The organism is Edaphosphingomonas laterariae (assembly GCF_900188165.1).
In the GTDB taxonomy this organism is placed as follows: Bacteria; Pseudomonadota; Alphaproteobacteria; order Sphingomonadales; family Sphingomonadaceae; genus Sphingomonas_E; species Sphingomonas_E laterariae.
In genome coordinates, this window is the sequence record NZ_FZOS01000030.1 from 21,801 (window position 1) to 42,991 (window position 21,191).

The 21,191-nt window shown below is 65.3% G+C and carries 8 protein-coding genes and 1 riboswitch; of the genes, 4 read left to right on the forward strand and 4 right to left on the reverse strand.

Annotated features, from left to right (window positions below; all coding sequences use genetic code 11):
• Positions 1 to 18: 18 nt before the first annotated feature.
• Positions 19 to 1,095, forward strand: a complete 1,077-nt coding sequence (locus tag CHB74_RS17940; protein WP_089220909.1) for an aromatic ring-hydroxylating dioxygenase subunit alpha — start codon at positions 19 to 21, stop codon at positions 1,093 to 1,095.
• A 99-nt stretch (positions 1,096 to 1,194) separates the two neighbouring features.
• Here the strand turns inward: CHB74_RS17940 and CHB74_RS17945 are convergent, their stop codons facing one another.
• Positions 1,195 to 2,220 (reverse strand): AraC-like ligand-binding domain-containing protein, encoded by a 1,026-nt coding sequence (locus CHB74_RS17945; protein ID WP_089220910.1) that lies wholly within the window; start codon positions 2,218 to 2,220, stop codon positions 1,195 to 1,197.
• A 202-nt stretch (positions 2,221 to 2,422) separates the two neighbouring features.
• Positions 2,423 to 2,502: riboswitch (cyclic di-GMP riboswitch) on the forward strand.
• 139 nt (positions 2,503 to 2,641) lie between these two features.
• On the opposite strand from CHB74_RS17945, the gene CHB74_RS17950 reads away from it, so the two are divergent.
• Positions 2,642 to 15,862 (forward strand): autotransporter-associated beta strand repeat-containing protein, encoded by a 13,221-nt coding sequence (locus tag CHB74_RS17950; RefSeq protein WP_089220911.1) that lies wholly within the window; start codon positions 2,642 to 2,644, stop codon positions 15,860 to 15,862.
• Between the two features lie 69 nt (positions 15,863 to 15,931).
• On the opposite strand, the gene CHB74_RS17955 is transcribed toward CHB74_RS17950, so the two are convergent.
• Positions 15,932 to 16,789, reverse strand: coding sequence for a helix-turn-helix domain-containing protein (locus CHB74_RS17955; protein ID WP_179220901.1), 858 nt, complete (start codon positions 16,787 to 16,789; stop codon positions 15,932 to 15,934).
• Positions 16,790 to 16,957: 168 nt separating this feature from the next.
• Between CHB74_RS17955 and CHB74_RS17960 the strand changes: the two genes are divergently transcribed.
• Entirely contained in the window at positions 16,958 to 18,181 is a 1,224-nt protein-coding gene (locus tag CHB74_RS17960) for a cytochrome P450 (protein ID WP_089220913.1), read from the forward strand.
• Positions 18,182 to 18,201: 20 nt separating this feature from the next.
• On the opposite strand, the gene CHB74_RS17965 is transcribed toward CHB74_RS17960, so the two are convergent.
• Complete coding sequence (locus CHB74_RS17965; RefSeq protein ID WP_089220914.1) at positions 18,202 to 19,323, reverse strand: helix-turn-helix transcriptional regulator; 1,122 nt, start codon at positions 19,321 to 19,323, stop codon at positions 18,202 to 18,204.
• Between the two features lie 67 nt (positions 19,324 to 19,390).
• On the opposite strand from CHB74_RS17965, the gene CHB74_RS17970 reads away from it, so the two are divergent.
• Positions 19,391 to 19,876: a nuclear transport factor 2 family protein gene (locus tag CHB74_RS17970; RefSeq protein WP_089220921.1), complete on the forward strand. Its 486-nt coding sequence runs from the start codon at positions 19,391 to 19,393 to the stop codon at positions 19,874 to 19,876.
• A 48-nt stretch (positions 19,877 to 19,924) separates the two neighbouring features.
• On the opposite strand, the gene CHB74_RS17975 is transcribed toward CHB74_RS17970, so the two are convergent.
• Positions 19,925 to 20,785 carry a hypothetical protein gene (locus CHB74_RS17975; RefSeq protein WP_089220915.1) on the reverse strand — a complete coding sequence of 287 codons (861 nt, stop codon included), beginning with the start codon at positions 20,783 to 20,785 and terminating at the stop codon, positions 19,925 to 19,927.
• Positions 20,786 to 21,191: the final 406 nt, after the last annotated feature.

Consider the following 21,191-nt stretch of genomic DNA (forward strand, 5'->3'; position numbering starts at 1 on the left):
CTGGCACAGGAGAGTGAAATGGCCGGTACTGCCGAATATGGCCTGGGCGAACTGACCTTCCCGCGTGGCTGGTTCATGATCGCGGAAAGCAGCGAAGTGGCCGACAAGCCCGTCGCGCTCCACTATTTCGGCCGCGAGTTCGTGGTCTATCGTGGGGCCAGCGGCCGCGTTTATCTGGTCGACGCTTATTGCCCGCACATGAAGGTGCATATCGCGCGCAACACCACATCCTACATCGTGCAGGATGGCGCGCAGATCGAAGGCGAATCCATTCGCTGCCCCGGCCATGGTTGGCGCTTCGGGCCGGACGGCAAGTGCGACGACATTCCCTATTCCACCCACGGCATCCCCAAGGCCGCCTGCATCCGCACCTTCCCGGTGGTGGAACGCGCGGGCTGCATCTGGATGTGGCACGACATGGAGGGCGGGGCGCCCGATTATGACCTGCCGTCGTTCGACGAATGGGACAGGCCGGGCTGGGTGCGCTGGCGGATCGACCATCTCGGTACCTTGCCGATCCACCCGCAGGAGATCGTCGACAATATGACGGACTTCGCGCATTTCGTGCCCGTCCACGGCAGCCGCGACATCGTCTATTTCGAGAACGAGTTTCGCGATCATGTGCTGAAGCAGCGTTTCGGCGCCGAACATCGCACGCTGGTCGCCGATTCCGGCCTGCTGGAAACCGATACCTGGTATACCGGGCCGGGCATCCTGCTGTCGCGGATGGAAGGGCAGCATCCCTCGCTGATGATGATCTGCAACACGCCGGTCGAAGATGGCGAGGTGCGGGTGTGGTTCGCGCTGATGGTGCGCACCGGCGATCAGCAGCCGGGCGACGCCGATGTCGCCATGGCGCGCTCCTATCAGGATGTGGCGCTAAGCGCGTTCGCGCAGGATTTCGAGCTGTGGACCCACAAGCAGCCGGCCCTGTCGATCCTGCAGGTTCCTGACGATGGGCCGTTCCACAAGGAGCGGATCTGGTACAAGCAATTCTACAATCCGCGCGCCCGCGCCGGCGAATTCCACAAGCGGGTCAACGGCGTGCATGTGACGATGGACCGGCGGCCAGGCCAGTTGCAGAAAGCCGGCTGACCAATACCGTTTTCTTCGCGCTGATCCGAAAACGCCGCGCCGTTCGATCGCCTCATGCGAACGGTGCGGCGATGGGATGGAAGCTGCGCGACATGAACGTCAGGGATGTTCGCGCCAGCGCTCCACCTGATTGGCAAGATGGGCTTGCAGGCCATGGACTGAACCAGGTTCGGCCGAACCGCCGGCGGAGCCCTGTTTCGCGTCGCTTGGCGAAAGATCGAACCGGGCGCGGAAGGCGCGGGTGAACTGGGCGCTGCTCGAAAAGCCAAGTTCGAACGCGATCTCGCTGATCGACGTGCCGGCCGCGTCCGCCGTGCGAAGGCGATGGAAGGCGGTATCCAACCGGCGATTGCGGATCACGGACGCCACGCCTCCGTCATCGGCGAACATGCGGTAAAGATGCGCGCGCGAGACCTGGAACTCCTGCAAGATCAGCTCGACGCACAGGTCCGGGTTGGTGAGCTGGGTGTCGAGATAGGCCTCGATCCGCTCCCGCAATCGCTGCGCCAGTGGGCCTTGGGCGTCGGGCAGATCGAGCCTGCGGCGGGAGACGACGGCGGCCAGCACTTCGATCATGGCCGTTTCCGCCGCTCGCGCGTCATCGCCGTCAAGATCGCCGCCGACTTCGTGAAGATCCACGATGAACCCGCGCAGCAACCGCGCCATCGGATCGGTGGCCGCGAGGACGAGGCCGTGCAGATTGCGCCGTCCGACGGCCTGATCGATCCGTACGCGCGGAACCGATATGGCAACACGGGCCCCGGCATCGGCATGCGTGACATAGGGCCGCGCGAGATCGAAGATGCAGATGTCGCCCGTCGCCGCCGTGATTGTGCGGCCTTCGCAATCGCCGCGCAGCGTGCCGGCAACAAGCACCTGGACCAGATAGGTGTCGAGGCCGCTTTCGACGATCGTTCGGCGATCGCGACGATAACGCTGGGCGTTGAAACGCGTCGTGGCGACGGTGAGCCCCGCAACCGGGCGCGAACTGAACGCACCCCGCAGGGCGTCGTCCTCGCCGTTCAGAAGCTCCACTTCGAAAAGTGGACGTGAAATATCGCGCCAGAATTCGTCCCGCAAATTGGGTTCGATCTGGTCGGTCGAAAGGCGAACGCTACGCGGCATGATGCCCCCCCTCTCGCTTTGACCTATGTCAGACCTTTGACTTTGAGACAATTACTGAATCCGGCCGCAAGTCATTCGAGTGAGACGATTTGCACTATCTTATGGGACGCCTTGGAAAGCCGGGTGCGGATGCTTGTGCTAGGCCATTGCCATAGGGTTGGTCCGTTGCGCTTGCTGCGCAGCGCGGCGGACGTTGGTTCGACTCAGCAAAGGGCAAACTGTCGGTGACGGCAAGACGCAAAACCTCCGGCCTTTTCTGTTGAAGGTAGCGGGGTTGCCTGGGGGGCGGGCGATGAAGACGTAACGCATTGCGATGCCCGGGCGGCCCGGGCGGTTCAGGACAATCAGGGAATGTGAACGGCAGTCCTGCGCGCCGTGCAGGATTCGTGCGCCGTTTTCGCGCGTAGATCGGGGTATATCCATGACATCGGCAATCGTCGGCACCGTCCACAAGCGTCGTTCGGCGTCGCTTTCCATGCTGTGGGGGGCTTCGATTTCGGCGATGGCGCTCGTCGGCGCGCCGATGGCCGCGCGCGCGGCCGATCGTCATTGGGATCCCAATGGCACGGCGGTGGGCACTGGCGGAGCCGGAAGCTGGAATACGACCGCTTCCGGCTGGAGCCCCAGCGGCGATGGTGTGAGCGGCCCTTATGCGCCGTGGAACAATGCCGCCCTTGATGATGCCATTTTCGGTGGTGCCAGTGGCGGAACGGTGACGCTGACGACGCCGATCACCGTTAATGACATCACGTTCAACACCACCAATTATGCCCTGACAGGAAGCACGCTGACGCTTGGTGGCGCGACGCCGACCATCACGTCGAATGCCGGTGTAGTGGCCACGATCAATTCGATCGTCGCGGGCACGGCCGGGCTAACGAAATCCGGCGTAGGCGTACTCAACCTCAACGGTGTCAACAGCTTCACCGGAACGGTCAATGTTGCGGGTGGCGGGCTTGTTATCAACAATGATGCGGCGCTGGGTGCTGCGGGCAACGCCATCACCATGGCCAGTGGAACGAGCCTGACGAGCACCGGTGCGCTTAATGCCAACCGGGTCGTCACGCTGCAGGGCGGCCAGTCGACGGTCAACGGTGTCGGGGTCGGCTCGGCCCGCTACACCGGCGCGGGGGGGCTCTATGCAACGAGCGGTGTGGCGCTGAGCAACGACGCCAATGACTATGCCGGTGCCACATCGATGAACGGCAATGTGCGCTTTTCCTCGATCGCCGATCTCGGCCTGGCGAGTGCACTGGGCGCTGCTGCGGATGCGACAAGCGGTACGATCGCGCTCAACGTCACTGCGACGGGGTCGACGAATGCCATCTATCATGGCGATGGCGACAGTTCGAACCGCAACTGGCGATTGGGGTCGTGGTTCAGCCAGACCTCGACGATCACCAATCAGGGCACCGGGACGCTGCGGCTGACCGGCGATATCCTGAACAATCACACCAATTCGTCCACCGGCCCGCGCTATATCGGGTTCAGTGCCGATACCGCCGATATTGAGCTGCTCGGCACGATCAGCAGCACCAACGCCGGTGTCGGCGTCAATTTCTACGGCGGTGGGCTGGGCCGCACCGTCACCGTCGGTGGCGTCAACACCTTCGGCGGGGCGGTCAGGATCCAGGACGTCACCGTTCGTGCGGCGACACTGAAGAATAGCGGTGTGGCCAGCGCCCTCGGCACGGGCAGCAATGGCGGGATCATCCTCGTCAATGGCCAGCTTTCCTATGTCGGTGCGGGGGATGCCAGCGACCGAGATTTCGTGGCCGAAGGCGGTGCGGTGCTCGCGAACGACGGCACCGGGGCGCTGGCGCTTGGCGGCGATGTCGCATTCTCGCCGGGCGGGGCCGCCGACATTCTGAGCCTTGGCGGGACTTTCAACGGCACCAACACATTGTCCGGTGTGATTTCCGGTTCAGGAACGCTGGCCGGCAACGGTGCCGGCGCGTGGTTGTTGACCGGCGCCAACACGTTCGTCGGCGGCATCACGGTCAATAGCGGGGCGATCGTAGCGGGCAATGTGCAAGCCTTTGGCACGGGCAACGCCGCAACCATCAATGGCGGGACGCTCGACCTCGGCGGTTTCGATGCCGGCTTCGCGTCGATCGCCGGCACCGGCGGTACCCTCGACATCGATGGCGCAAACCTTACGGTCAGCGGTGCGGCCAGCACGCGCTATGCGGGCAGCATCACGGGGGCCGGCAGCCTGCTGAAGCGCGGCACCAGCGTGCTCACGCTCGCGGGTGCGAACAGCTTTACCGGTGGCACCACGATCAATGGTGGCACGATTAGCCTGGATTTCTCGGCCGCCGGCGGCCCCGTCACCGACATTCTGTCCGGTGCCGGATCGCTCACCCTGGCGGGTGGCTCGCTCAACCTGATCGGTGCGGCGGGCGAGGCCAACAGCCAGTCGATCAATGGGCTCACCATTGCTGCGGGGAGCAATCGAATCCGCGCCACGTCCGGCACGGGGGGCAGCCTGACGGTCAATCTCGGGGCCATTGCACGGACCGGCGGCCTGATCGATTTCGCGTTGCCGGTGAACGGCAGCATCACCACCAGCAATGCCACGCTCGGCGGCTGGGCAACGGTCAACGGCACCGATTATGCCAAGGTCGTCGGCGGGGTCATCACCGCGTTCACGGCGGCGGATTATGTCACCAAGGACGATGCGGCGACGTGGATCAGCGGCGATTTCGTGACGGACGATGACGGCAACGCCGACAGCTTCTTCGGTGCGGTGGCGGGCAGCGTCCAGCTTGGCGGTTTGCGCTACACGGTCGCCGATACAGCACCCAATCCGAACCTGGTCACGATTGGGGCCGGCGAGACGCTGGGTATCGACGGCACCATCATCGTTGCCGCCACCGTGGGCACCAACAACCAGATGATCGCCGGCGGTTCGCTGACCGGCGCGGCCGGCGGGGGCACGCTTGGCCTGCAGCAGAATGGCGCGGGCAATTTCACGATCACTTCCGCCATCGTCGACAATGGTGGCGCCATCGGCTTCGCCAAGGCGGGCAGCGGCCTTGCCACGCTGACGGGCGCGAACAGCTACACCGGTGTCACCACGCTGAGCGGTGGCCAGTTGCAGATCGCCAGCCTTGCCAATGGCGGGCTGGCCAGCAGCATCGGCGCGGCTTCGGCGGACGCGGCCAATCTTGTGCTCGAAGGCGGCACCCTGGCCTGGATTGGCGGCGGCGACGCCAGCACCGATCGCGGCTTCACCTTGGTGAACGGTGGTGCGGGGGCGCCCCAGATCCGGGTCGATGCTGGTCGCACCATCGAATTTTCGGGCCTGGTGACGAGCCCGGACGATGCCGGGTTGAGCAAGATCGGGGCGGGCACGCTCGTCCTGTCGAACAGCGCCAACAACTATGTCGGCGTGACCTCGGTCACCGGATCCTATCTCGGCAATGCCAGCACGCTATCGGTCGGGACGCTGGCCGATGGCGGAATCGCCAGCGGCATCGGCGCTGCAACTGGCGATTCCGCCAACCTTGTCATCGGCGATGGCGGGCGCCTGCGTTATACTGGCGGTACGGTTGGTATCGACCGGGGTTTCACGCTGGGTGCCGGTGGTGGTCGGATCGACGTTTCGTCCGCCGGTACGACATTGACGATTGGTGGCGTTGCGGCCGGACCGGGTGGGCTGACCAAGGATGGCGACGGCATTCTCGTCCTGACCGGCGCCAATACTTATGTCGGGGCGACCGTGGTGAACGAGGGCACGCTGCGTGCCGGATCGGCGGCAGCCTTTGGTGCTACGGCCGGCATGACGGTGAACAGCGGCGGGCGGCTGGAACTGGGGGGATTTAACGTCACGGTTGCCGGCCTGATCGGTGGCGGCACGGTCGACCTTGGTGGCAACACGCTTACCTCCGCCAATGGCAGCATCATATTCTCGGGCCGGATCACTGGCACCGGCGGCTTCACACGCGGTGCGGGCAGCTTCACGCAAGCGCTGAGCGGGTGCGCCAACGACTATACCGGCGTGACGACCATCAACGGCATTCTGAATGTCGACTGCATGGCCAATGGCGATGTCGCCAGCGGCATTGGCGCATCGGGTGCGGCCTCCTCCAACCTCGTCTTTGGTGGCGGTGTGCTGGGTTATACCGGTGCGAGCGTGGTCACCGATCGTGGCTTCACGCTTGCCGGCAGCGGCACGATCGCCGTTGCGAACGCGGCGACAACACTTGAATTCACGGGTGTCGTTACCGGTGGCGGGCTACTGAACAAGACGGGTGACGGCACGCTGGTGCTGTCCGGCAACAACAATTACGGTGCCACGTCGATCACCGCTGGCACGTTACGCCTCGGCTCGGGCAACTCGCTCGGCACCAACAACGTGTCGCTTGCCAATGCCGCGGGCGCGGCGCTTGATCTCAATGGCTATGACACCAGCGTCCGCGCACTGTCCGGCGGCGGTGCGGATGGCGGCGACGTGCTGCTTGGCGACGGGACGATGACGTTGTTCGCCCCCGGCACGGGGGCGGTGGATTATGCTGGCGCGATCCGGGGTACGGGATCCGTCGTCAAGGGCGGCACCTATACCCAAAATGTCAGTGGCTGCGGCAGCGATTATACCGGCAGCACCACGATCACCGGCGGCGTGCTGGCGGTGGCGTGCCTGGCCGATGGCGGTGCGGCAAGTTCGATCGGTGCATCCGGCGCCGGGGCTGGCAACCTGATCATCAGTGGCGGCACGCTGCGTTACACGGGGCTTGGCGGCAGCACCGACCGCCAGTTCATGCTGGGCGCATCGGGCGGCAACACGCTCGACGCATCGGGCGCAGGCGCGATTCGTTTCACCAGTGGAGCGGCCGTGACGTTCAGCGCGGCGAACACCGCCCAGACGCTGACGCTGACCGGCACCAACACGGGTGCCAACATGCTTGGTCTCCAGCTCGGCGACAATGGTACCGGGCGGACGTCGCTCACCAAGACGGGCACGGGGACCTGGATCCTCACTAATCCGGGCAGCAGCTATACCGGGATCACGACGATCAGCGGTGGCGCGCTGGGCGTCGACAAGCTGGCCGATGGTGGACTGGCGAGCAGCCTTGGCGCGTCTTCGGCGGCCGCCGCCAACCTGGTGATCGGGAACGGATCGACCCTGCGCTACACCGGCGCCGGGGATGTGACCAACCGACTGTTCACGCTCGCGGCGGGGACGACCTTCCTCGAATCCTCCGGCACTGGTGCGATCGTTTTCACCGATACCGGGCCGGTGACGCTGGCCGGGAACAATCAGGCGCGCACCATCGCGCTGGGCGGCACCAATACCGGCAACAACACGCTTGCCGGATCGATCGGCAATGCCGGTACAGGCGCCACCATTCTCGCCAAGAATGACGCCGGAACCTGGGTGCTGACCGGCAACAACAGTTATACCGGCAATACCGTCATCAATGGCGGCATGCTGGTGCTGGGTAATGGCGGCACCACCGGATCGGTGGTCAGCAACATCATCAACACCGCAACGCTCGGCTTCAACCGGGCGGATAGTTACAGCTATGCCGGCACGATTTCGGGCAGCGGCATGCTGCGCCAGATCGGCATCGGCACGACGATCCTGACCGGCGGCAACAGCTATATCGGCGCGACCGATGTCTTCGCCGGGCACCTTATCGTCAACGGCGATCAATCGGCGGCGACGGGCCTCACGACCATTCACAATGGCGGCACGCTGGGTGGTTCGGGCACGATCGGCGGCGATGTCGTCGTGGCCAATGGCGGCACGCTCGCACCGGGTAACAGCCGGGGTACGCTCACGATCAATGGCAATCTTTCGCTCGCCTCGGGTTCGCTCCTCAATTTCGAATTCGGCCAGGCCGATGTCGCCGGCGGTGCGCTCAACGACCTGATCGAGGTCGGTGGCGATCTCGTGCTCGACGGCACGATCAACGTCACCCCATCGGCGGGGGGCACGTTCGGGCCGGGCATTTATCGCGCGATCAACTATTCGGGCACGCTGACCGACAATGGCTTGTCGATCGGCGCCTTGCCCGCTGGCAGCACGGCATTCGTGCAGACCTCGGTCGCGGGACAGGTGAATCTCGTCAACACGACAGGCCTTGAACTGCGCTTCTGGGACGGTGCGGCCGGCCCGAAATTCGACGGCCTGATCAATGGCGGCAACGGTATCTGGCAGAACGGAACCGGCAACGACAACTGGACCGAAGCGACCGGCGCGATCAACGCGCCGTTCAGCGATGGGGCCTTTGCCGTGTTTGGCGGTGCGGCGGGCATCGTTACCGTCGACAATGGCCTTGGCGCGGTAAGCGCGGCGGGCATGCAGTTCGCGACGAGCGGCTATCAGGTCAATGGTGGGCCGATCCTGCTGGTCGGTCCGCAATCGACCATCCGCGTCGGCGATGGAACGGTTGCCGGCGCCAGCATCAGCGCGACTATCGATGCCGTGCTGAACGGCGCGACGCAACTGGTGAAAAGTGACGCCGGCACGCTGATTCTGACCGGTACCAACGGCTATACCGGCGGCACCGCGATCAATGGCGGAACCGTCCGCATTTCGGCGGACGCCAATCTTGGCGATGCTGCGGGGGCGCTGAGCCTCGATAACGGCACACTCCACACGACGGCCGATCTCACCTCTGGCCGGGCGGTCACACTCGGCGGAGCCGGCACCGTGCGCGTTGGCGGTGGCACGACCTTCAGCCTGACCGGCGTGATCGATGGGACGGGCCGTCTCACCAAGGACGGTGCGGGAACGCTGACCCTTACCGGCGCCAGCCTTTATGACGGAGGCACCAGCATCACCGCCGGCACGCTGCAACTGGGCGCCGGCGGCACCACCGGAAGCATTGTCGGCGACATCGCCAATAATGGCACGCTCGCCATCAATCGCACCGACAGTCTTACGCTCGATGGCGCGATTTCGGGTACGGGCGCGCTCGCCCAGATCGGCACGGGCACGACCATTTTGACCGGCGATAACGCTTATAATGGCGGCACGACGATTGCCGCCGGCACGCTCCAGATCGGCAATGGCGGCACAAGCGGCAGCGTGACCGGTAACATCGCCAATGATGGCGCGCTGATCTTCAATCGGGCGAACGACCTTGCCTATGCCGGATCGATCTCCGGCGGCGGCTCGCTCAGCCAGAACGGGGGTGGCACGCTGACGTTGACCGGAAGCCACAATTATACTGGCGCGACCACGGTCGGGGCAGGCAAGCTGGTACTCCAGTCGGGTGGCGAAATCACCGCTACGTCCGGGCTTATCGTTCGGGGCGGTGGCGAAATGGTTGTCGATGGTGCGGGGTCGCGACTGATCGTCGGGCCGGGCACAGCCACGATCGGCACGGCAACCAATGGCGACGGCAGGTTCACGGTCAGCAATGGCGGTTTCGCCAGCCTGGTCAATCTGGATGCCGGGACCACGAACAACGGTAGCGGCACGCTGAATGTCATCGGTGCCGGATCGCGGTTGACGAACAGCGGCACCACCGTGCTCGGCCGCCTCGGGACCGCCAACATCAACATATTGGATGGTGGCAAAATGGCCTCGACGGGACCGAGCGTCCTTGCCGGCGGTCAGTTCCCGACTAATGCTCAAGCGTTTGTCACGATCTCTGGCATCGGATCGGAATGGAATGTCACGGGTGCTTATTACGGGCGCAGGGGCACGATGGTGATTGCAGATGGCGGCGTGCTGACGGCGGACTCGTCGATCATCGGCCACCATGGCGGCTCCATCAACAACCCGACCTTCGACCTGACGGTAAAGGGCGCCGGCTCGCGTTTCGAGACGGCGGGCGCGCTGGGCATTGCCAATTCCGCGGCCAACGGCACACGGGGCACGATCACCATCGCCGATGGCGGCCTAGTCAAGGTAGGCGGGGGCACGCTTACCATGGGGCCGCGCGATGCAGCGCTCAATATCGGCGGGGCCGAAGGGCTGGCGGCGGCCGCTGCGGGTACGCTCGATGCCTCGTTCGTCACCACCGTCGCGAGCAGCCGGGTCAATTTCAATCATGTCGATACCGGCCATGTCTTTGCAGCCGCGATCTCGGGCGCGGGCGTGCTCAATCAGGTGGGATCGGGCAGGACCATCCTGACCGGCGACAGCAGCCATAGCGGCGGCACGATCATCACGGCCGGTGCCCTGCAACTCGGTAACGGGGGCACGACGGGGGGTATCACCGACGCTGTCGCCAATGATGGCGCGCTGATCTTCAACCGATCCGACGAGGTCACCTTCGCGGGTCTGATTTCGGGAAGTGGCACGGTCGAGCAGGCGGGGGCCGGCACCACCATCCTGACCGCAAACCAGGCTTATACGGGCGGCACCAGCATCAGCGCCGGAACGCTTCAGCTTGGCGACGGTGGCACCACCGGCGCGATCCTGGGCGACGTGGCCAATAATGGCACGCTGGCGTTCAACCGGTCCGACGACATCATCTTTGCCGGCCTGATTTCGGGCTCGGGCGCGCTCGTCCATGACGGTGCGGCGTCCAGGCTGACGCTGACCGCGGAAAACAGCTTCACCGGCGGCACGACGATCAATGGCGGCGTGCTCGAACTTGGCAATGGCGGCGTCTCGGGCTGGATCGTCGGCGATGTCGCCAATGATGGCGGGCTCATATTCAACCGTTCCGACGATGTCGGCTTCGGCGGTGTCATCTCCGGCACCGGCGTCGTTCGCCAGATTGGCACCGGCATCGTCACGCTGACGGGCAATAACAGCTATGCCGGGCAGACGCTGGTCGATGCGGGCACGCTGCGCATCAGCGGTGATCAGTCGGCGGCGACCGGCGACACCATCGTTGCCGGCGGCGCGACGCTGGGCGGCAGCGGCATCATCGGCGGCAACGTCCTCGTCCAGAATGGCGGCACGCTTGCACCGGGCAACAGCCCGGGCACGCTCACCGTCAATGGCAACCTCTCGCTCGCCGCGGGTTCGCACCTCGATTATGAATTTGGCGTGGCGGATGTCGTCGGCGGACCGCTCAACGATCTGGTCAATGTCGGTGGGGATCTCGTCCTCGACGGCACGATCGACGTGACGGTCGCGCCCGGCGGCGATTTTGGCCCCGGCCTGTATCGCATCATCAACTATGCGGGCAGCCTCACCAATAACGGGCTGGATCTCGGGGCGATGCCCGCGGGCAGCAGCGTCGTGGTGCAGACCTCGATCGACAAGCAGGTCAATCTCGTCAACACGGTGGGCTATGTCTTCCGTTACTGGGACGCGGTGCCCGGCGGAAAGAATGATGGCCAGCTCGATGGCGGCGCGGGCCTGTGGCAAAATCTGCCTGCCGGCGACAACTGGACGCAGGATCCTGACGCTGCGCTCAACGCGGCCTACAGCAATCGCAGCTTCGCCGTGTTCGCGGCGGCTGCCGGTACGGTCACGGTGGACAACAGCCTTGGCGCCGTCGAAGTTGCGGGCATGCAATTCGCGACCGATGGCTATGTCGTCACGGGCGACGCCATCTTGCTCGCCGACGCGAGCCCGATTATTCGGGTGGGTGATGGCACAACGGGCGGTGACGGCATGACGGCCACCATCGCGGCCGAATTGCAGGGTGTCGACGGCCTCGTAAAGGCCGATCGCGGTACGCTGATCCTCACGGCGGCCAACAGCTATACTGGCGGCACGACCATTGCGGCCGGCACGTTGCAGATCGGCGATGGCGGAACCACGGGCGCGATCCTTGGCGATGTCGTCAACAACGGCACGTTCGCCTTCGATCGATCGGACGATATCGTCCATGCGGACGCGATCAGCGGCACCGGCGCGTTCGTCAAACGCGGCGCCGGCAGCCTGACCTTCACGGCCGATCACAGCTATGCCGGCCTGACCACGATCAGCGATGGCGCGCTGCACCTCGGCAACGGTGGAACCACGGGCAGCATCGCCGGTGATGTCGCGAACAACGGGGCGCTGGTCTTCAATCGGTCCGACGATGTGGGCTTTGCCGGCCTGATTTCCGGCGGCGGTTCGGTGCGCAAGGCGGGCGCCGGCACGCTGATCCTGACGGGGGGCAACAGCTATACGGGCGGTACGCTGGTCGACGCTGGCACGCTGATCGTCAATGGCGATCAGTCGGCGGCGACGGGGCTGGTGTCGGTGGCCGGCGGCGCGACGCTGGGCGGCTTCGGCGTGATCGGCGGCGATGTCGCGATTACCGATGGCGGTACGCTGGCACCCGGCCAGGGTGTCGGCACGCTGACGATCGACGGCGGGCTTTCGCTCGCGGCGGGATCGCGGATCGACATGCAGTTCGGTCAGGCCAATGTGGCGGGCGGGGCGCTCAACGATCTGATCAATGTCGGCGGCGATCTCGTCCTCGACGGCACCATCGACGTTTCGGTTCCGGCCGGCGGCAGCTTCGATGCCGGGATCTACCGGGTGGTCAACTATGGTGGCACCCTTACCGACAATGGCCTCGCTCTCGGTAATTTGCCGGCGGGCAGCAGCGTTGCGGTGCAGACGTCGGTTGCGGGGCAGATCAACCTCGTCAACGCGGCCGGCCTGTCGCTGAACTTCTGGGACGGCGATGCCGGGCCGAAGAATGATGGAGCGATCAATGGCGGCAATGGCGTGTGGCGCGTCGGTGGTGGCCTGAACGACTGGACTGACCTGAACGGCCAGATCAATGCCGATTATGCGCAGGGCAGCTTTGCGATCTTCGAAGGCACTGCGGGTATTGTCACGGTCGACAACGGCGCCGGCAATGTCAGCGCCTCGGGCATGCAGTTCGTCACCGACGGCTATCGTATCGAGGGTGGCGCCCTTCAGCTTGTGGGGCAGCAGGCGGTGATCCGCGTCGGTGACGGCACGGTGGCGGGCGCAGGCGTGACCGCGACGATCGCATCGCGGCTGACGGGTGTGTCGCAGCTGGTGAAGGCCGATGCCGGCACGCTGATCCTGACGGGGGGCAACAGCTATACAGGCGGTACGCTGGTCGACGCTGGCACGCTGATCGTCAATGGCGATCAGTCGGCGGCGACGGGGCTGGTGTCGGTGGCCGGCGGCGCGACGCTGGGCGGCTTCGGCGTGATCGGCGGCGATGTCGCGATTGCCGATGGCGGTACGCTGGCGCCCGGCCAGGGTGTCGGCACGCTGACGATCGACGGCGGGCTTTCGCTCGCGGCGGGATCGCGGATCGACATGCAGTTCGGTCAGGCCAATGTGGCGGGCGGGGCGCTCAACGATCTGATCAATGTCGGCGGCGATCTCGTCCTCGACGGCACCATCGACGTTTCGGTTCCGGCCGGCGGCAGCTTCGATGCCGGCATCTACCGGGTGGTCAACTATGGTGGCACCCTTACCGACAATGGCCTCGCTCTCGGCAGCTTGCCGGCGGGCAGCAGCGTTGCGGTGCAGACGTCGGTTGCGGGGCAGATCAACCTCGTCAACGCGGCCGGCCTGTCGCTCAACTTCTGGGACGGCGATGCCGGGCCGAAGTTCGACGGCGTCGTAAGCGGCGGCAATGGCGTGTGGCAGAACGGTGCGGGCAACAATAACTGGACCGACGCGACCGGTGACATCAACGCGGCCTTTGCCGACAACGCCTTCGCGGTGTTCGCCGGTAGCGCCGGCACGGTGACGATCGACGGCAGCCTGGGCGCGGTGGGTGCGTCGGGAATGCAGTTCGCCAGCGATGGCTATCGCGTCGAGGGCGACGCCCTTCATCTGGCGGGGCAGCAGGCGGTGATCCGGGTTGGCGATGGAAGCGCGGCGGGCGCGGGCATGACCGTGACGATCGCGGCCGAACTCGCCGGTGCCGCAGAACTGGTGAAGACCGACGCCGGCACGCTCGTGCTGACCGCCGACAACAGCTATGCCGGTGGCACCACCATCGACGAAGGCACGCTGCGGATCGCGCGCGACACCAATCTTGGGGCGGCCGCGAGCGGCCTCACCTTCAATGGTGGCACGTTGCACACGACGGCCGATATCACCAGCGAGCGTGCCATGGCCTTTGCGGGCACCGGTGCGCTGGCGGTCGATGCGGATACGAACCTGCGCCTGAACGGCGTGCTTTCCGGTTCGGGGGTACTCGTGAAGGAAGGCGCCGGCACCTTGCTGCTGACGGGCGATAGCGCCGGATATGCTGGCAGCGCCCAACTGATGGCGGGGCAGACGATCGTCACCGGCTTGTTTGGCGGCACGGTGGACCTGATGACCGGAGCGACGCTTGCGGGCACGGGCCGGGTCGGTTCCGTCACGCATCATGCGGGTGGTATCATCGCGCCGGGGCAGGATGCGATCGGCACGCTCACCATTGCTGGCGACCATGTCGGCAATGGTGGCACGCTCGCTATCGAAGCGGCCTTGGGTGACGATGCATCGGCCACCGATCGCCTTGTCGTGAACGGAGCGACATCGGGCACCACGTTCGTAACCGTCGCCAATCGCGACGGGCTGGGCGGCCAGACGGTCGATGGTATCAAGATCGTCGATATTGCGGGCGCGTCCAACGGTGTGTTCCAGCTGCGGGGCGATTACGTCTTCCAGGGCGATCAGGCGGTGATCGCCGGCGCTTATGGCTATCGTCTCCAGAAGAATGGCATCACCGATGCCGGCGATGGCGACTGGTATCTGCGCTCGGCATTGCTCAACCCCGTGGAACCGGAGGAACCCGAGGTTCCCGAAGTGCCAGAGGTGCCAGAGGTGCCAGAGGTGCCAGAGGTGCCCCAGCCGCTCTATCAGCCCGGCGTGCCGGTCTATGAAAGCTATGCGCAGACGCTCCAGACGCTGAATGGCCTGCCCACGCTGCAGCAGCGCGTCGGCAACCGCAGCTGGGCCGGCGGCACGGTTGCCGGGCAGGGCATCTGGGGCCGGATGGATAGCGCGCGTCATCGGCCGGAAGCGGCGATGTCGACCAGCGGAACGGACAGCAACATCAACAGCTGGAAGATGCAGATGGGCGTCGACACCATCATCGCCGAACGCGGTGACGGTGCGGCCCTCGTCGGCGGGCTGACGGCTTATTATGGCGAGGCGAAGGCCCATGTCTCATCGATCTTCGGCAACGGGGCGATCGACACCAGCGGCTACGGCTTTGGCGCGACGCTTACCTGGCACGGACCGCGCGGCTTCTACGCCGACGGGCAGGCACAGCTGAGCTGGTTCGACAGTAATCTGAGCTCGGGCACGCTTGGCCGGCTTGTCGATGGCAACAAGGGCGAGGGACAGGCCTTCAGCCTCGAGGTCGGCAAGCGTTCGGCTGTCGGGGGCGGGCTGACGCTGACCCCGCAGGCGCAGGTTAGCTATGCCCATGTCGGCTTCGATCGCTTTGCTGACCCGGCCAAGGCGATGGTGGCGAGCGATGCGGGCGCAAGCCTCACGACGCGCTGGGGGCTCTCGCTGGACCATCAGGCGACCTGGATGGAGGGCGCACAGGCGCAGCGCAGCCACCTCTATGGCGTCGTCAACCTGAGCTATGAATGGATGGACGGCACCGCCGTGAAGGTTTCGGGGACACGGATCGCGCGCCGCGACGATCGCTTGTGGACCGAACTGGGCCTCGGCGGCAGCTATGGCTGGAACGACCTGATCACGCTCTACAGCGAGATTTCGGTCAATTCGGCGGTGGCCGATTTCGGCGACAGCAACATGTTCAAGGCCGTCGCCGGCGTGCGCCTGCGGTTCTGACAAGCTCGCAACGGGCGCGGCCGTATGACCCCGGCCGCCGCCAGATGCAGGGGAGGAGATCCTGTCCGATCAGGACGAAGAAGTCTGACGGCGGGAGATCTGGCGGAACTGGGTTGGCGACAGGTTGGTCGCGCGGCGGAAGGCGGTGGAGAAATTGCTCGGGTGGGCAAAGCCCAGACGCGCGGCGATCTCCTTCAGTGAAAGCTCGCTTTCCGTCAGCAGCCGGCGGGCGCGGTCGATCCGTGCGCGATCGATGAAGGCGCTTGCGGTTTCGCCGGTCAGGCTGCGGAACAGGCGCAGGAAATGCCGGTTGCCGACGCCGCACAGCGCGGCCAGTTCGGACACGCTGGGCAGGGGCCCGTCTTCCGCCAGCCGTTCGGTGACCTTGCGATATTGCCAGGCGGCCAGCCGGCCGTGCGCGGTCGTATCGCTTTGCAGATGGACGATGCGGGCGGTTTCGATGATGAGCGCGGTGACGCACGCCTCGACGAAGGTGGTGCTGGCGGCGCCGGGGGCTTCCAGTTCATGGACCAGCCGGCGCAGCAGCGGTTGCAGCACGCCGCCGCGCAGGTTGAGGCAGGTTTTCAGCGCATCGGCGGTCCAGTCCAGCCGCGTGCCGGCGATGCGGGCATAAACGGCGGGTTCGACGGCGCAGCGGATCACGCGGACCTGCCCGCCCGCGCTCTTCACCCGCAGCCGCACCCCGGCCGGCCGCAGGAAGATGTTGCCCATGAAGCTATATTGATCCGGCTCGATATCGGGAAAGCAGGCGCGCCCGTCCGACGCGTGGGGCGGCAGCGACATTTCGATCATCAGCCGTTCTTCGGTCGCCGTCACGTCCATCGGCGACGGCCAGTGCCATTCGAGCAGTTTCACGTCGCCGATGGCGGAGCGGCAGGCGGCAAGGATCTTGGGTTCGACGGACATGTGGGCCTTTCTGCCAACATCAAAGCATTGCGGGCAGGGCATGGCCAATGTTTCCGGCCGATCCGGCAAAGATTATCCGGCCGGCAAAGCTGCTGCCGATTGCCGGGACGGGCGGGGCGGGGCCATCAATCCGGGGACAATGCCGATCGACGGCAGGAGAGAGGCCCGATGACTATCCATGCCGCCACCGTTCCGGCCCATGTGCCGCCCGAACGCGTCATCCGCTTCGACTTCCGTAACGACGATGCGCTGCGCCGCGACCCGTGGGGCACGATCGCGGCGATGAACGACCGGCCGGACATCTTCTTTTCACCCGATCTTGGCGGTTACTGGGTGGTCACGCGCGGCGACCTGATCGCGGAGGTGTTCAGCCGGCACGATCTGTTCACGGCCACGTCGCTCGCCATTCCCAAGATCGAAAATCCGATGAAGCTGATCCCCAACAGCTTCGATCCGCCCGAACATACCGGCTATCGCCGGATCTTCGCGCAGAACCTGTTTTCGCCGCGCGCGCTGGCCACGCTGGAGGAGGATAGCCGGCGCCACACCCGGAGCCTGCTGGCCGGGTTCGCCGCGGGCCGGTGCGAATTTGTCGGCGAATTCGCGACGCGGCTGCCGGTGGAGATATTCCTGCTGATGATGGGCTGCGATCTCGCCCGGCGTGACGATTGCATCCTTTGGGTGCGCGACATCTTTCGCGGCCGCACACTGGAGGAAACGGTGCGCGGCTTCACCGCCGCCGACGGCTTCATCCGCGAATGGCTGGCCGAGCAGCTGGCCGATGCTGACGCCAATCCCGGCGGCATGTTCCAGGCGATGGTGCGATCGACGATCGACGGCCGCGCGCTGACGTTCGAGGAGATGCACTCGATCACGATGATGCTGTTCGCCGGCGGGCTGGATACGGTGACGTCGCAGATGACGCACATCATGCGCTTCATGGCCGAAAGCCCGGAGCATCGCGCCTATCTGGTCGATCGGCCGGACGCGATCCCGGTGGCGCTGGAGGAGATGCTGCGCCGGTTCGGCATTTCCCACATCGGGCGGATGGCGGCCCGGGACTTCGAATATCATGGCGTGGCGTTCAAGGCAGGCGATCCGGTGCTGGCATCGACGCCGATATCGGGGCTCGACGCGCGAGCCTTCCCCGATCCGCTGCGTGTCGATTTCGGCCGGGCAGGCAAGCGGCGGGTGAAACATTGGGGCTTTGGCGCGGGGCCGCACCTGTGCCCCGGCGCGTTCCTGGCCCGCACCCAGCTGCGCGTGATGCTGGAAGAATTGCTGCCGGCCATGCCGGACCTGCGGATCGCGCCCGGCGCCGAGATCGAGACGCTGCCGGGTGCCACAATCATGCTGGCGAGCCTGCCGCTGAAATGGTCAGCCGCCCGCTGATGCCGGCCGGCACGGCGGGTTCAGCGCCGCGCCGCGAGTTCGGGCAGGCTGGTGTGGACGAGGTGGACGAGCTGCGATTGCCGCGCCACGCCGGTCTTGGCGAAGATCGAGCGGAGATGCGCGCGCACCGTGTTGCTGGCGATCCCCAGCCGTTCGGCGGATTCGTGGACCGACAGGCCGTTGGCCACACAGGCGGAAATCGCGGCCTCGGTCGGCGTCAGGTTGAACAGGTCGCGCAGGGCATCGGCGTTGACCTGCATCTGCCGTTCGGGATCGCCGAGATAGAGGGCGAGCGCGGGCGCGCTGGCGGCGTGGAGATAATCGGGTGTCTCGATCGGCCGGGCGACGATGCCGATGTCGCGCCGCCCCGACGGCCGTTCCACCCGGAATACGTGCGCGCTGCCCGCTGGGCCCCGCGCATCCCGCAGGAAATTGCGGAAATCGGCGTCGCTGGTGGCATTGCCCAGGCTGACGCGGCGGCCGGTGCGGGCAATGCCGTCGGCTTCGTCCAGGATCGCTTCGGCAATCGGGTTGCAGCGGATGATGTTGTTATGTTCGTCGAGGATCACCGCGCCCAGCGCGAATTGTTCCACCGCGCCCGAATAGACGGCATGTTCGGAGCGTGAGGTTTCGAGCCGCTGGTAGATATCCATCGCCTGGCGGATATGGGGGATGATCCGTTCGCACCGGGCGCGTTCGGTTGCGCCATATGGTTGCCCGTCGCTGGTGCGCGTCACGCGGATCGCGGTGACGAAGCCGCCGGTCCTGAGGTCGAACCCCAGGATGTGCGACGTGTCCTCATATTGCAGATAGTCGCGATAGAAAGCCGATTGCTTGAAACCGCGCTCGGACAGATGCTCGAACTGCGACACCACCTTGCCTTCGGGAAGATCGGTGAACGGATCGATGCGGAACAGATGGTCGCAATAATCCTCGATCCCCTGCGGGTTGCCGAGCGGCGTGACCATCAGGCTGGGCGCCACGCTGGATGCGCGCGACACGATCAGGGTGGCGAATTGCGCGCCGAGCTGGTCGCGAAATTCGGTGAGGAAGCCATACCATGGCTGATCGGCCACCAATGACGCGTAAAGCGTGCGCACCAGCCGGGAAAAGTCTTCAAGTTCGTCTTTGTCGCGGTTCATCTCTTGGCCTCTCCCGGTGCCACTCTAAAAGGATCGGTGAAAGCCGCAAACAGGCCGGGAGAGGATGATGGAAGCCGACGACTATTTTGCCATTCAGAATGTCCTGTTCAGCTACCCCTTCGCGCTTGACGCGGGCGATTTCGACGCGGTGGGCGAATTGCTGGGCGATGCGCTGATCCACAGCGGCGGCGCGGTGATGGCCGATCGCGATGCGAAGGCGGTGGCGGAAGTGTTCCGTTCCTGGGTGCTCACTTATGCCGATGGCACGCCCCGCACGCGGCACATGCTGTCCAACGTGATGATCGTGCCCGAAGGCGAAGGGCGGGCGCGGGTGAGTTCCTATGTGATGGTGTTCCAGCAGGCGCCGGACGGCCCGCTCGAGCCGGTGATCGGCGGCGATTATCTCGACCGGCTGGAAAAGCGCGATGGCCGCTGGCGGATCGTCGAACGCACGATGGGCAACGACATCGTCGGCGATCTTTCCCGCCATGGCCGCGATCTCGGCACGATCCGGCCGACCCGGGCGAACGGATCGCGCCCGCTGCAAGGCTGATCCGCGGAACGGCGCGGGATCGCCCGGCCGGCAAGCGCGGCCGGGCGGTCAGCGTCGGCGGCGGGCAGGATCGAACGATCGGCTCATGCCTGCAAGGAACAGCCCGGCGATCGCGACGATCGTTCCGGCAACGGCCATGAACAGCGGAATATTGTAAAGTTCGTCATTCCGTTCGCGCAGCAGGAAACCGATTGCGGCGCAGGCCGACGCCAGGCCGGTGCCGATCAGCCCGAACCGGATTCGCGATTTCCAGAAGCCGGGGCGGACGATCACTTCGTGACGCTGCACCGCCTGATAATGGCCGAGCACCCTTTCGGCGGCATGCGTCGCATCCGATGATACGGGCACGCGCAACGTGCTGTGGATCCGCCGGAACCGTACCGTGTTGGTGCTGCTACCCGTCGTGGTGACCATCCCGAATTCGATCATCGGCGTGGTCGAACGGATCATCGCGACATCGCTGAAATGGTTGAGCCCCGTGCTCGCCAACCCGAAATAACGATCGCCGATCAGCACGCCATCCTGCGAGAAAAGCACCTGCACGCCGCCGGGCGGGGAGGTCCGCAGGGGGCGATAGTCGTTCTCGCGACTGCCTTTGCTGACGAAATTGCCGTCGATTTCGCGAAACCGATCATAGTCGGCGGGCGATACCGTCCAGCCGGCGAACTTCGTTTCACCCGCCTCCAGCCGGGCGATGATGCGATAACCCCAGAGGAAGTTGAGGCCCAAGATCAGGCTGAGGAAGAAGATGACCGCGCCGAAGCCGATCCGGGCGGCGGTGCTCCCCGTTTCATGGCCCATAGCGATCATGTCGTAGATGCCCGTGACGATCGCGATCGCGCTGGCGATGACGAGGATCAGGCAGATGATGACATTGCGTCCGGTATTGCGCGCGCCCCGACTTTGCATGGCCGCCCCCCCGCTGTGCACGATTGCGCAATACATCATTTTCGGGGGTGGAATCCATCGTGACGACTTCGCGACGGTGCTTCGAAAGCCATGGCAGGCGATCGGGACCAAATAGCCGCGCGCATCGGCTGCAGAGTCCTTCCCTGAGAAAAATGGCCCCATCGGCCATGCCGCGCGGCCTTGTTCGGCGTGGCGTGCTGTGATGCCTTGGCCGGGATAATGGCACGCGGCCCATGAGGCCGGTGCTTCCATAAGCCTTAAGCCTCGGGGGGATCAGATGAAAACACGTCACACGGCTGCCGTGCTGATGACTAGGCCACGTGGACAAAGGGTAGCCACAGCAATGCTGATGCGAGGCTGACGAAGCCGAGATAGGAGCTTTTGCTTTTGTCGTAGCGGGTGGCGA